Origin of the sequence: Anaeromassilibacillus senegalensis (genome assembly GCF_001261775.1) — a bacterium.
GTDB classification, from domain to species: domain Bacteria; phylum Bacillota; class Clostridia; order Oscillospirales; family Acutalibacteraceae; genus Anaeromassilibacillus; species Anaeromassilibacillus senegalensis.
This window is the reverse complement of sequence record NZ_LN868535.1, coordinates 521,085-534,893: the sequence shown is the minus strand read 5'-3', so window position 1 is coordinate 534,893 and position 13,809 is coordinate 521,085. Positions and strand designations below refer to the sequence as shown.

Annotated in this window: 7 protein-coding genes, 1 rRNA gene and 1 pseudogene; 3 read left to right on the top strand and 6 right to left on the bottom strand. The window is 54.0% G+C overall.

Translation table 11 applies throughout. The features are described from left to right. The 3 genes from BN2106_RS02540 to BN2106_RS02530 all read right to left on the bottom strand — a co-directional run. Positions 1 to 204, bottom strand: a 16S ribosomal RNA gene (locus BN2106_RS02540); the annotation flags it as partial. 585 nt (positions 205 to 789) lie between these two features. Beyond that, complete coding sequence (locus BN2106_RS02535; protein ID WP_050696987.1) at positions 790 to 2,820, bottom strand: TasA family protein; 2,031 nt, start codon at positions 2,818 to 2,820, stop codon at positions 790 to 792. A gap of 226 nt (positions 2,821 to 3,046) precedes the next feature. Continuing rightward, positions 3,047 to 4,309 carry a TasA family protein gene (locus tag BN2106_RS02530; RefSeq protein WP_050696986.1) on the bottom strand — a complete coding sequence of 421 codons (1,263 nt, stop codon included), beginning with the start codon at positions 4,307 to 4,309 and terminating at the stop codon, positions 3,047 to 3,049. A gap of 253 nt (positions 4,310 to 4,562) precedes the next feature. Between BN2106_RS02530 and BN2106_RS02525 the strand changes: the two genes are divergently transcribed. The 3 genes from BN2106_RS02525 (at position 4,563) to sleB (ending at position 7,554) form a co-directional block, all read left to right on the top strand. Next, complete coding sequence (locus tag BN2106_RS02525) at positions 4,563 to 5,285, top strand: LytR/AlgR family response regulator transcription factor (RefSeq protein ID WP_050696985.1); 723 nt, start codon at positions 4,563 to 4,565, stop codon at positions 5,283 to 5,285. Next, entirely contained in the window at positions 5,282 to 6,610 is a 1,329-nt protein-coding gene (locus tag BN2106_RS02520; RefSeq protein ID WP_050696984.1) for a sensor histidine kinase, read from the top strand. The genes BN2106_RS02525 and BN2106_RS02520 overlap by 4 nt, the downstream gene beginning before the upstream one ends. A gap of 266 nt (positions 6,611 to 6,876) precedes the next feature. Then, positions 6,877 to 7,554, top strand: coding sequence for a spore cortex-lytic enzyme (sleB, locus tag BN2106_RS02515; protein ID WP_050696983.1), 678 nt, complete (start codon positions 6,877 to 6,879; stop codon positions 7,552 to 7,554). Positions 7,555 to 7,758: 204 nt separating this feature from the next. Here sleB and BN2106_RS02510 read toward each other — a convergent pair whose 3' ends face one another. From BN2106_RS02510 to BN2106_RS16400, 3 genes and pseudogenes are all read right to left on the bottom strand, one after another. Beyond that, complete coding sequence (locus tag BN2106_RS02510; protein WP_050696982.1) at positions 7,759 to 10,131, bottom strand: TasA family protein; 2,373 nt, start codon at positions 10,129 to 10,131, stop codon at positions 7,759 to 7,761. 284 nt (positions 10,132 to 10,415) lie between these two features. After that, positions 10,416 to 13,295, bottom strand: a complete 2,880-nt coding sequence (locus BN2106_RS02505; protein ID WP_050696981.1) for a TasA family protein — start codon at positions 13,293 to 13,295, stop codon at positions 10,416 to 10,418. A gap of 293 nt (positions 13,296 to 13,588) precedes the next feature. Continuing rightward, positions 13,589 to 13,809, bottom strand: a pseudogene (locus BN2106_RS16400) (hypothetical protein); the annotation flags it as partial.

The window sequence follows — 13,809 nt, the reverse complement described above, 5'->3', positions numbered from 1 at the left end:
CACTGTACCATGCGGTACTATGACGTCATGCGGTATTAGCGTTCTTTTCAGAACGTTATCCCCCTCTGAAAGGCAGGTTACTCACGCGTTACTCACCCGTCCGCCACTAAGTTAGAAGAGCAAGCTCCTCTAACTCCGTTCGACTTGCATGTGTTAGGCACGCCGCCAGCGTTCGTCCTGAGCCAGGATCAAACTCTCTAAAATATTGTATTTAATCGCCCCCGAAGAAGCGTTTAAATCATACTTCAGAGTCTTTTGAAAAGCTCTAAATACGATACACTAACGTGTATTTTATGTCGGTTTATGGTTCCGACAAACCTTCGTCCGAAAGTACTTCCCACTCTTTCAAGCGGGCTTTTCTCTCAAAGTCATTACGGGTTCTTCTTTTCTTTACGTTGTTTAATTTTCAAGGTCCTTACACCGCTCAAACCGGCTTCCCGTCTGGGTTTCTGGCTTTCACCGTTTGCCCTTTCGTTTGGGCCGTTCCGTAGGGTGCCTGACTATAATACCAAACCACATCCCTTTTGTCAACACCTTTTTTAAAATAATTTCGACTTTTTTCAAGTTTTTTTGAAAATCTTCTATTTTGCCGAAAAAAACACCATATCTTGTGTTGCAGGAAGATTTTGCCACAAGGGTTTCAGGACGTTTTTTATCCGGTTCTTTTTTGCCCGGCAGCCATAGACGGAAAAATTTATTTGCTGCATTCTATTTTACTATATATATAAGATGCGCGCAAGCGTGTAAAAGGGCCGGGGAATCTCCCCGGCCCTTTCTGTCAGCGCCGCCCTACCGGCCGCTGTTCCCTTTCAGCGTGGGATATGCGCCATCCACGATATTCCATACATCTGTATCCCATCCGGCATAAGTAGACGATTGTTTCAACTCATCCTCCGTTTTTCCCACAATTAAACTACCCCAATCAAACCAATCTGTACTTAACTGATCATTTACATAATAATTTTCCGTCTGGTAATAGACTTCGCTTCCATGCACTGCACCCTCGCCCCTGTATCTGCCTCCAATCGCAGGATGCGAGTAATACCCCTCCCATTTTGTGTAAACGGGAGAAACCGTAAAGCAATTTTGGACGGACGCTACGCCCATGGAATCACCATCGCCGTCGATCCCGCCGATTATTCCTCCATTGGGCGAACCACCGTTGACCCGTCCTGTACTGTAGCAATTCCGGATCTCTGCATGGGTGTCCCCTCTGGCACAGCCAATCAATCCGCCAATGCAGTACCATGGCGATTCTGAAGGGGCGTTTGTCTCGCCGGAGGTAAAGCATTCTTCCACTGTTCCGCCGGACAGCATGCCAATCAGTCCACCTAAAGCAGATAACCCAAAATAGCCTTCTCCAAAGGGAAGCCCGATGACCGTGCAGCTCGCAGAGCTCCCTGTAACCGTTGTCCGTTTGCTGTACCCGATCAGCCCGCCTGCCCAGTTGCGTGCCGTTACGCTTCCACCTGCGGCAACACAGGATGCAACACGCGCGTTTTCGGCGCTCCCCGCCAAGGCCCCTACTACACTACTTCCCCGAACCTGTGGATCTTTTATCGTAATGTTTTTCAAAACGGACGGAGCGTCCGAAGCGTCCCCTTTTACATATCCAAACAATCCGCCGGAACTTGAACGCACGTTTAAACCGCTGATTTGATACCCGTTTCCGTCAAATACTCCTGTGAAAGGGCTTTTATTAACGCCAATCGGTTCCCAGCTTTCATAATCGGACAGATCGATGTCCGCGCCAAGTTTATAAAACTTATCCAGCCCGTCGCGGACGTTGTCCAAGTCCTCGGCGGTTTCAATCCAGATCGAATTGTCCGCATCCTTTCCGCTGCCGTCACCGGGGCGCTTGACCTCAAATGAAGCGACCAGGGCCGTTTTGTCCACCATTGCGGACGCTTCCGGATCCGCCAATACAAAGTCCTTTGGCAGCTTAGCCGGGTCCGGCGTAAGAGCAGCTGTTTCCTGTCCTTCTGTAAACGCCAGCTTCTGTGTGCTGGTGCCAACGGGTTTGCCATCCCGCAGCCAGGTGACCGTGACGGTGTATGATTCTGGAACGTCCGGCGTGCTGGGCGCGCCCGCACCTTCGTCCGTCTGGAACGCCTTGACCACAATATTGCCATGGAAATGCTTTGCCTGGTACGCGTTGCCCGTGTCCTGCGGCAGGTATGCGCCGACCACGTAGGTCTTCTCGCCCGTCGCCGCCGGAAGCACCACGCCCGGCGCGTAGGGTTCGCCCTCTGTACCGGGATTCAGGTTACTCGAAACGACCGTCCACACATCGCCGGCCTTTTCAAACAGGACAATCTTTAAAACGTCGGACAGCCCGTTTGTGCAGGGAACGCGCACGTTGGTTTTGCCGTCCGCCTCAAAAATCTGCTTAACTGTATCCCGGCCCTTTTCGTCCGTTGTGATCTCCAGCTTCTTTTCGCCGCCCTTCGCGCAGTCGATTTCCCCGGCGGCCAGCGCCTTCGCGGAAACCTCTATGTACACCGGCAGCGTGCCCTTGTTTTGGATCACCACCGGCTGGAAGTACTGCGGCAGGGGGGCATAGCCCTCCACGTTGTTGTTGCCGTTCCCAGCCTCGTTGATCTCCGCCTTGAAAGCATCATAGTTCATGGGACGCAGGTTCTCAAACGCCAGCGGCGCGGCCGTGTCCTCGCCCGGCTTCAGCGTGATATCCAGCACGCCCGCCGCAAAGTCTCCCTGCACCTTTTCTGTATCCGTGAACCACGCCATGGTCCCGCCCGCCAGCAAACACAGCACCAGCAGGATGGAAATGCCCGATAACAGCAATCTTTGCTTTTTCATAATGGTATTTCTCCTTTGCCTTCTCATTAGTGATTTTGCCCGATGCCCCTGTTGACAGACGCCCGCGCACCTCCTGTATAAAGGAACAGGAAAGAATGCAAACGAAGCCTCTTGCGGTTTGCATTCTTTCCTTAAGATGCCGTGCACCGTGCCCGGCTGCTTTTAAGCCTCTGTCCGGATTCTTTTTCCTCCACTCGATTTCCGGACTTTTATCCTGTCAATTCGGTCAGACGGGAATCGCACGCACGTCAAATTGTTCAGTGGTGCGGAAAACCCACTGCCAGTCCGTTTCCGAGACATGAACGGGAGGATCTGCCCATATGTAGCCCTCCGGCGGCTCTAACTCACTTAATTTGATACCGGTAAACAGTTGCCCCGCCGGGAAAGTCACTTCTATGGTTTTGATCTCAATTACCTCATCGATCATGTCTCTATAGGGACCCGTGTACCATCTGACATTAATGGTCTTTGTGAGTTCCTTTTTCAATGGATCCTCCGGCTCAATAATCACAACCTCCTCGACCAGGAACTGCACTTTATCTGCTCCCCTGTCAATTGTAGCGCCTACCATGTCCGTTACTCCATAGCCTTCCGGCACCTTGGACTTGTCGGGCAGAACGGATATGGTTGCTGTTCCCTCCGGGAACGTCACCAATGTCTGATAGGAACCCACCATTTCAAGTTCAACATCATCATTGAGATGGTACCATTCAACCGTGATCTCCTTCGTCAACTCCGGCAGGTCCGGCTGTTCCGGTGTGGACGGCGTGCCTGCGCCGACGTCCGTTTGCACCGCGTTGACCACCAGGCTGCCGTGGTAGTGCTTACCCTGAAAGGCGTTGCCCGTCGTCTCACCCGGCAGGTACGCGCCAACCACATAGGTCTTTTCACCTGTCGCCGCCGGAATCACGATGCCGGGTTCATACGGCGTCCCCCCAGACGCCGCGTTCAGGTTGTCCGCAACGACCGTCCACACGCCATCGATCTTTTCAAACAGGACGATATTCAGCGCTTCTATCAATCCGTTGGTGCAGGACCCGTCCTTCCCGGTCTTGTCCCAAGCCACTTTGTCGTAATTGCCCTCTTCGCCCAGCGTAATCTTTTCCTCGCCGCCGCTTGGGCAGTTGGCCTCATTCATATCCAGCGCTTCCGTAGAAACCTCGAGATATACCGGCAGCGTGCCCGCGTTTTTAATCACCACCGGCTGGAAATACTGCGGCGCGGGTGCATAGCCCTCCGTGTGCAGGTTGCCGTTGCCCGCGGCGTTGATCTCCGCTTGAAACGCTTCGTATTCCATGGGACGCAGGTTTTGGAACGTCAAAGGCACATTTGTCATCTCTCCAGGCGTCAGCGTGATATCCAGCACACCCGCCGAGAAATCACCCTGCACCTTTTCCGTGTCCGTGAACCACGCCATGGTCCCGCCCGCCATCAGGCAAAACACCAAAAGAATAGACACCACCGATAGTAACAATCTGCTTTTTTTCATGATACTCCTCCTTGCTTCTGTTTCCGCTTCCACACAGAGTCTGCCGGCAGATATGTAGGGGTTTTTACCAACATTCCTTGTGCTTTCTGACTAAATTCTATCTTTATGGTATGACTTCTGTCTATCTGTTGCAATAGATTGGATGAAACTGGAAGGTTTTTGGCCAAAATTGGATTGCACTACAGAACTATTTCCAGTAAAATAGATAATTATAAAGGGAATCGGACGTTTCCAAACGCGAGGAGGCGGTATATTGCGCATTGCGGTCATAGACGACCTGGCGGAATGCCGGGCTGAAATCTGCGGGCATTTACATACTTTTTTTGAACAATATTACGCGGGTACCGCACTGGAAATCGAGGAATTTGCAAGCGCGGAGGCCTTTTTCCCGCACTTTGCACCGGATCAGTTCCACCTGATCCTGATCGATTACTACATGGACGGGATGACCGGCCTGGAGGCCGCCGGACGGATTCGGATGGCCGACGCCGGCGTCGCAATCATCTTCATTACGACCAGCAGGGATTACGCGGTGGAAAGCTACCTGGTACAGGCCAGCGGCTACCTGCTCAAACCATTCCATTATGAGGAGTTTGCACGCACGCTCCGTCTGGCGCGGCTGCGCAAGCTTGTGGACGGGGAATGCGTCATCGTCGAGGGAGAAAAAATTCTGCTGCGCGACATCGTTTACTGCGATGTCAACGGCCACTACGCGCAGGTTCACATGGCAGACGGACAGTTCCTGCGGTTTCGCATGGCCTTTGCCCGGCTGGCAGAGCTGCTGGCCCCCTATGCGTCGTTCCTTTCCTGTTACCGGGGCTGCCTGGTCAACCTGAAGCGGGTGGAACGGCTGAATGAGCTGGATTTTCAGATGGACACCGGCGAGACGGTCGCCTTCCGCAAGAAGGACCGGGCAGAAATTGAAAAACGTTACGCACACTTTTTATTTGAGCAGGCAAGGAGGATGGAAGAATGATCGACACGCTGATGATTTTGCTCTTTCCATTTTTGGATTTTCTGCCGTTCCAGATCCCCAGGTACTGGCTCTTCCGGGAGAAGCTCCGGATTCCCATGCGCTGGATTATCCTGATGCTGGTGGGCATCACCGCGGCCTACAGCGCCATTTTCTTCTGGGCAAACCAGAACGGCGCCGCTGAATCGATCACCACATTGCTGCGGTACGGGGTCATGCTGTTTGCAACGCTGCTCTCCTTCTATCTCATCCGCGACAGCTTCGCCAAAAACATGTATACCCTGCTGTTGTTACTCTCCTATTCATTCTTCGTATTCGGCAACGCCAACTTCATTGAATCGTATTTCTTCTGGGATTTCAGCGAGCAGCACCCCTATCTGATCTACAACGGCATCCGCCTTGTTCTGCTTTTGGTCACGTACCCGTTTTTCCTGCGCTTTTTGAACCGAACCATCCGGAAGGCGCTGGCCATTGGAGACGACACGGTCTGGAAATACATGTGGAAAATCCCGCTCTTTTCCACGTTGTTCGGCATGCTGTACTGCACGGTCACGGACATATACGCAACCGCGACCTGGCAGTTCCTGCTTTCGCGCTACCTGATGCTGGGCGGCTCCTGCTATGTGTCGCTGATCCTGTTTAAAATTCTGGACACCTCCGAAAAGCGCACCCAGCTCGAAGCCGCCCTGCGCTACGCCGACCGGACGATGGCCGCCCAGAAGAAACAATACGATTCCCTCTCCGCCCATATGGAGGAAATCCGGCGCGCGCGCCACGACCTGCGCCAGCATCTGGCCGTCACCCAAACCTATATTGAACGCAACGACCGGGAGGGCCTGCGGGCGTATATTTCTCAATATCAAAAGACGCTGCCGCAGGAGACACAAAAGGTCTACTGCCGCAATGACGTGGTCAACGCGATCATCAGCTGTTACGCCGAGCTGGCGGCACAGCAGGGCGTGCAATTTGAGGCCGCTGTGGAGTATCCCGACCCCGCGCCCATCTCCAATACATCCGCGGTCGTCCTGCTGGGAAACCTTCTGGAAAACGCGGTGGAGGCCTGCGCGCGCCAGAAGAAAAGCGAAAAATGGATCCGCCTGCACATCAAACCGTCTGGAACCGCCTTCGCCATCACACTGGACAACTCCTTTTCCGGCGAATACAACCAAAGCGACGGCGCGCTCCTCTCTTCCAAGCGCGACGGTGCCGGGATTGGCCTGCGCTCCATTGAGGAAATCGCGGAGCAATACAACGGGTTTGTGGAATTCCAACCGGACGGCGCCGTCTTCCGGGCTTCCGTCTTTTTAAATCCGGCGCCTGTGTCCTAAGCACGAGACGCTTTGAACCGCCTGAAGCGCGGAACCCCATGCAAGCCACCGGCCCGACGATTGACGGATCCTTCGCTTTCCATATAAACGGCATGCGCGGTAACACAAAACCGCGCATGCCGTTTCTGTTTCAGGTGCAAAAATAAAAACCGTTTTGCGTTCCTTTTCCCTGCCGCGTGCGTGAAACGTATAAGCGCAGCCATTGGGGAAATAATCCTACCATAGGAAAAAGCGGCAAACGCCGCTCTATGGGAGGCAACGCAAACATGAAAAACGGATTCAAATATCTTTGGCGCATCCTCGTGATTGTCCTGGTGAACGTTCTGATCATCACGCTGGTAGCCAACCAGAACAGCTCGGTCCAGACGCTCTCCAAGGTCGGCTCCACCGGACAGGAGGTCCGGCAGATTCAAACCCTGCTGAAAGAATACGGCGTATACAATGGGGAGATCGACGGCATCTACGGCTCCGCAACCAAGAAGGCGGTCATCGCCTTCCAGAAGTACAACGGGCTGACTGCCGACGGCATCGCGGGCGAGCAGACGCTGCGCAAGATGGGCATTTCCTCCGGCTCCGGGCAGGGCGGGTTCAGCAGCGCAGACATCGACCTGCTGGCCAAGATCATCTCGGCGGAGAGCCGCGGGGAACCGTACACCGGGCAGGTTGCCGTCGGCGCGGTGATTCTCAACCGCATTGAGCACCCGTCCTTCCCGAATACGCTGGGCGGCGTCATCTATCAGCCGGGGGCGTTCTCCTGCCTGTACGACGGCGGCATCAATGCGGCGGTGGCGGATTCCGCCTACCGCGCGGCGCGCGACGCGATCAATGGCAGCGACCCGTCCGGCGGCGCAGTCTACTACTACAACCCCGAAAAGTCCACCAACAAGTGGATTTTCTCCCGCCCGGTCATCACGGTGATTGGCAAGCACCGCTTCTGCTCCTGATCCGTGCGGCTGGCAATGGACCCTGTATCACGACGGGCAGAAGGCAAAAACGGCTGAATTGGTGAGGTGCTGCCTCACAACCGGTGGAACGCGCAAAAAAATGCAGAAAAAGATTGATCCCCCCGCGCAGTGCGCGGGGGGATCGTCCATTCTGCTGAAATTTTATGTAACGCTTGCCTGTGCCGCTGGCCTTTTCACATAACGTCACGCTACGGTTCCAAGGTTCAGACCGGCGATGCTGCCGGTGTTCTTTTTGATGTTGTCAATGGAGGACGGGAACAGCTCCCCAAAGCGCCCAACCCAAACCTGACTGGGAGCCGAACTGCTCGCCGTCACGGAAGAACTGCATCCGGAGATTTTTCCCGCGTTGGCGCCCACCAGGCCGCCCGCAAGTGCGCCGTAATTCGTATAGTTATTCTTAAAGGGCATCGTCGTTTTCAGGGAATTGTTCACACACGCCATGAAGTCGACCGAGACGCTGCCGCCGGTAACCTGACAGTTTTCGATCACGCCGTTGGTTCCGTTCTGGCCCGCCAACGCGCCTGCGAGCGCGCTGGCCTGCACGTTGACGTTCGCCAGCTTCACGCCGCTGATTTTGCCATTGTTTATGGCAAACAAGCCGCGGTTGTAATACAATTCGTCGCTGCCGCCGTTAAAATTGGGATACCAGACCTCCGTGAAGCTGTATCTGTCCCAATAATAGGTCGCACCGTTTGAACGAACCACCTTCAAATGGGAGATGGTATGCCCGCCGCCGTAAAAATTGCCGGTGAAAGCCGTGACGAAATTTGTATCCGCGCGATTCTGATAGGTATTATTTCCGCCCAGAGACGTCCAGTTGCCGCTCAGGGAGATGTCGTTTGCCACGACAAAATGATGCCCCATATGGTGCCGCACCTGGTCCAGGTCCGACTGTGTGCGCAGGACATGCGGGTACGGGCAGTCCGCCGGGTTGTCCAATTCGACGGTAAAGGTCACCTCCGACGGGGAAACCGTCCTGTTTGCCGGTACATAGTCGATGCTTTTCGACTGGGACTGGGGCGCAAAGACGCAGCCATCCGGCGCCGGCACGCTTACCGACGGGGAAACGCCCTCCGTACCGGAGGTTACCAGCGCCAACTGCGTACCGCCGTCAAACTCCGCACCGGTCAAAAGGAGCGTCCGCTCTTCCACTTGGACCGCGTTGTCCTCATAGAGGACAAATTTTGCTGATACCGTAAATTCTTCTTCCGGGTCCGGCGGCACAGGCGGTTCCCAGCCGTCCGGCCGCACCGTAAAGACCACATCGCCGGCCGCCGCTCCGGTTTCCGTCACTGTCACGGTTTCGCTCTGGAGCTCCGGGTCAAACAGATATCCCGCCGGTTCGGAAACCACTTTAAGCGTATCGCTCTCCTCGCCGCTGGTTGCAATGGTGAATACTCCCTCGCCGTTGAGCGTGACGCTTGTTGTTTCTTCCAACAATTGCTCGTCCGCAATGTTGCGGAACCGCACGGTCACCCGGTTTGTCACAGGGCCGTCGTCCTTTTCCACAAGCGCGGTAATGTTCTGGTAGGCCTCGTCAACCAGCTTGCCGTTTTCCAGCGGAATGACCATGACCAACCCGCCCACTGCACGGCTGCGGCGGACAACCTCCTCCAGTCCAATTACACGATAACCCTGCGGCGCAAGGTTCTGCAGGTCTTTGGGATACAGATTATATAAATGATCGTCTTTGCCCGCGGTGAAGGTGTATACGCCGGTGCCGACCTCATTCTCATTTTCCCTGAACCTGACATTGACCGTGTTACGCACCGCGACCGGGCCCTCCGGGGGAGTTACGCCCGCGCCGTCGTCCATCTGGTACGCGTTGACCACGACATTGCCGTGGTAGTGCTTGCCCTGATAGCTGTTGCCCGCATCCTCCGGCAGGTAGCCGCCGATGACGTACGTAACGGAACCGTTTGCCGCAATGTAATTTTCCCTGTTGGGCGTAAACGCCGCCTGTTCCAGCCTCTCCCCGTCTTCCCCGGTTTCCAACGTCGCTTCATTCAGGTTGACGCCCTCCTGACGCACCCAGTTGCCGGAACCGTCCTTTGCGTAAACAAAGAGTTTGAGTTTGTCCGCCAAGCCGTTGGTGCAATCCGCCCGCGCGCCTTCTTTGTCCCAATGGACCGTCATATTGTCGTTCTTCAGGGCGATATTCTCTTCGCCGCCCTCGGGGCAGGCAAAGTCCGGCTTTTCAAAGAGCGACTCCGCCGTAATCCGGATATAGACCGGCAGCGTGCCGTCGTTGGTGATGGTTACTGGCTGAAAATACACCGGGGTTGGATCAAAGCCCTCTGTGTTCTTGTTGGACAAATCCTCCTGCACCAGTTCCGCGTCGAACTGCGCAACCGTCAGCGGGCGCAGATTGGTAAATTCCAGCGGAGCCTCCGCCGGTTCCTCCGGATTGACATTGATGTCCAGCACCCCTGCCGCAAAGTTTGCGTTGACCTTCTCCGTGTCGGTGAACCACGCCATGGTACCTCCCGCCAACAGGGTGAGTACCAACACAATGGAAAGCGCCGACAGGGCAATCCTGCTTTTTTTTGTTTTCACAACCGTTCCTCCTTTAATGATCCGGCTTCCTGTTTGGGAATCCGGTATTCTTGTCCATCCCTCAGTCTATAAATGGGATTTTCTTTGTTAAATCTTACCATATAGCTTTTTTTGCTTCAATTATTTGGCCGAAACTGGCCTCATTCAGGCAGGATTCTGTCTGCCCCTTGCTCCAGGATGGACAAAAGCCGCCGCGAAGGGTGCGGCCTGGTGGATACAGGCCCGCCCTTCGCGGCGGCTTCGTTTTAGGATTGGTTGTTATGTAGTTGTGTTAACACGTATAATCAGGGATTATTTTTCAGAACCGGATAAACGCCTGCCGGGAATGCCCAAACACCCGCGTCAAAACCGGTAAGAGAAGTCGCCGCTTTCAGGTCTGCATCCTTAATTGCAGTGCCCTTTGCAGCCATATAGGTCGGATCTTCCGATACATAATAGGTATTGGACACGACGGAAGTCGGCGTATAGATGGAACCGACACATTCATGAACCGGTGTGGTGTAATAGCTGATTGCCGCATCGGTCACATAGGAATTCTTTACCGTCGCCTTATTGTATCCAACAAAACCGCCGACGTTCTGATAACCGACAATCTTTGTCGGCGCGCTCCAGCAGTTGTTAATGGTTGCACCGCTGGTATTCGCACCTACGAGGCCGCCAATCTGAATCATATTGACATTCGGGTTGCCATAGTAATCCTCATTGACGGAACCCTTTGTCCAGCATTCGGAGATGCTGCCGCCGTTGGTGTTGTAGCCCACCAGGCCGCCAACCGCGGAGAGTCCAACCACTTTGACGTCTGCGCTGCAGCGGTCAACCACGCCGGAGTTTGCGCCAGTAATGCCGCCGACAAAGGAAGCGTCGCCCAATGTGGTCGCCGCATGTGTGGAAGCTTTTACAAAACCGTCCACATGGCAATTGCGGATGGTACCCGCATTCTGCGCCGCGATGGAACCCACAATTGCGCCGGCGACAACGTTCACATTCGTAAGATTCAGGTCCTGGATGGTACCCTTATTGTAGGCAAACAAGCCCGCGCCCGCGTCGGCACTGCCACCGGATACTTTCAGGTTGCTGATGGTGTTGTTTTCACCGTAAAAATGACCCGTAAACGGTTTATCCGCTGTTCCGGTTGTCCACCCGGGAGGGGTCCAATTGCCAGTCAAAGGAACATCTACAAACAAATAGACATCCGCAGCAAGGTGATTATCAATCGCGGCGAGATCTTCCTGCGTATAAATATAGTACTCTTCTGCCGCAGCTGCTTTAGCTGTGTTCATAACATTCAATGAAGCGGTCATCAATGATCTTGCCGGAGCAGCCATACGGGAAATGTTTGTATATGATGCCGTAGACGCCTGCACTGCAATACCACTTAACGCTTTGACTGCACCATTTTCCCATTGCAGTACGATTTTTTGTTTATCAAGGTCAACATATTCATATCCGGTTCCAGACAAATCAGGCAATGTGACACGGCTGCTGTTTAAAGGCTCCAAGACCCTATCTCCGTTTGCCGCCTTTACTTCATCTGCAAGATCCTGTGAAATAATAACCGGGCCGGGGTTTGCAATGTCTGTGCCCGTTCCCTTAATGGTAAAACGGTTAACTGTAACCTCTACACCTTCAACCGCTTTATCTTCTTTTACATAGAACGTAACGGTCGCCTGCGGAACGTTTTCAACGGTGGTTCCGGTAAAGCTGCCGGGATAGGTCACGACCTGCTCCTGCGGCTCGCCATCGAACACATAGTTCTTGCTGGTCGGGATATTGTTCTTAACCTCATCCGTCGCGGTGTTCAGGGTCAGAGACTGTCCATCCTCCATTTTGAGCTCATAGGAATGGCTCTTTACGGCAGAAGCTTCGCCCTGTACTTTGTACTCAATTTTGATGGAAACGTCCACCGGATGCTTGACTTCCTCGTAGTACGCCTGGAAAACGTTTTTCTCGGGCGCGTCGGAAATCGTATAGGTATAGGCTTCCTGCATGGGCGCGTAGGTCTTGCCGCCCTTCTCGATGTTGGACGTGGTATAAACCAGCTCGCCGACAGGCGCGGTTCCGGTCGTCTCTTCCAGAACCGTTTCCGTGTTGTTGATCATGTGCTGGATGGTATAGGTATAGGTCGCCTCTCCATCTTTTTCCACAATCGCGGTGATGGTCTTGTAGGAATCGTTGACTACCTTGCCGTTTTCCAGCGGGATAACAAGCACCAAGCCGCCAGCCGCACGTGTACGGATTTCTTCCAGTCCTATCACTTTGTAGCCTGCCGGGGTAATATCCGCCAGATCAGCCGGGTACAACAGATACTCTGTATCCTCTTTATTGGCTGTGAAGGTATAGGTATCATTGCCGACAATTGTTTCGTTCTCTTTAAAGTTGACGTTGATCGTATTGCGAACGGTCTCCGGCTCGTCCGGCGGGTTGATGCCCGCGCCGTCGTCCGTCTGGTACGCATTGACCACAACATTGCCATGGAAATGCTTACCCTGATAGGTATTGTCCGCATCGTCCGGCAGATAACCGCCGATGACATAGGTAACAGACTCATTCGCCGCAAGAAATTGCTCTTTACTGGGTGTGAACGTCGCTTCTTCCCCTGCTTCCAAAGAAGCTTTGTTCAGATTGATGCCTTCCTGGCGCACCCATTTGCCGGAGCTGTTCTTCGCATAGAGGAAGATTTTCAGCTTGTCCTCCAGGCCGTTGGTGCAAGCCACGCGGGTCTTGCCATCCCAGCTTACGGTAAACTTGTCGTCCGACAGTTGAATATCCTTTTCGCCGTCTTTGGGGCAGGTAAATCCTGGTTTGTCAAACGCGGACTCCGCCGTGATCTGAAGATAGACCGGCAGTGTGCCTTCATTGCTGATTTTGACCGGCTGGAAATAAACCGGCACCGGAGCGAACCCCTCCTGATTTGCGTTGGAAAGATCGTCCTGTACCAGCTCAGCGTCAAACTGTGTTTCCGTCAGCGGACGCAGATTCTCAAACTCCAGAGCCGCCTGATTCTCCACACCCGGCTCTGCGATGATATCCAGCACACCCGCCGAGAAATTCGCATTGACCTGCTCCGTATCGGTGAACCATGCCATGGTTCCGCCGACAAGAAGGCTGAGCACCAGCAGTACAGAAATGCCCGAGAGGACAATTCTGTTCTTCTTTGTCTTCATGTTTTTTCCTCCATTCTTTTTTGCTACACCATTCCTATATTTTGCCGCGCAAGACCGGGGAACCAGGGGCTGTCCCCAGCCTGTTATTTTAATTATAGCATCATTTTGTCAGAAATTTCCACTTATTTTCCCAGAAATAATTACCAAGAATAAATTATATCTTTTGTTGTATTTCTATAAAAGAATGAGTAAGTGTTGGCATTCTTTTCTTTTTTCTAACCAAAAATTACTCAGACCTGATCAACTTAAAACCATGCAAAAAAATCCCCCGCCATGATTCGGCGAGGGAATTCTTAAAACGTTTCTATTTCAGTGCCCGCCGACCGCGCGGCGGGGGCGGATTCCTTCCAGCGCCGGACGTCGCGGCCCAGGCGGCGCAGCTCCAGCATCATGAACCCGCCGACCACCAGGTCGGAGCCGAGGTCCGAGAGCGGACCCGCCAGCAGAACGCCGTCCAGCCCCAGGAACGGCGGCAGGACCCGCAGCCGCGGGGTCAGCAGGAGCCCCCGCCGCA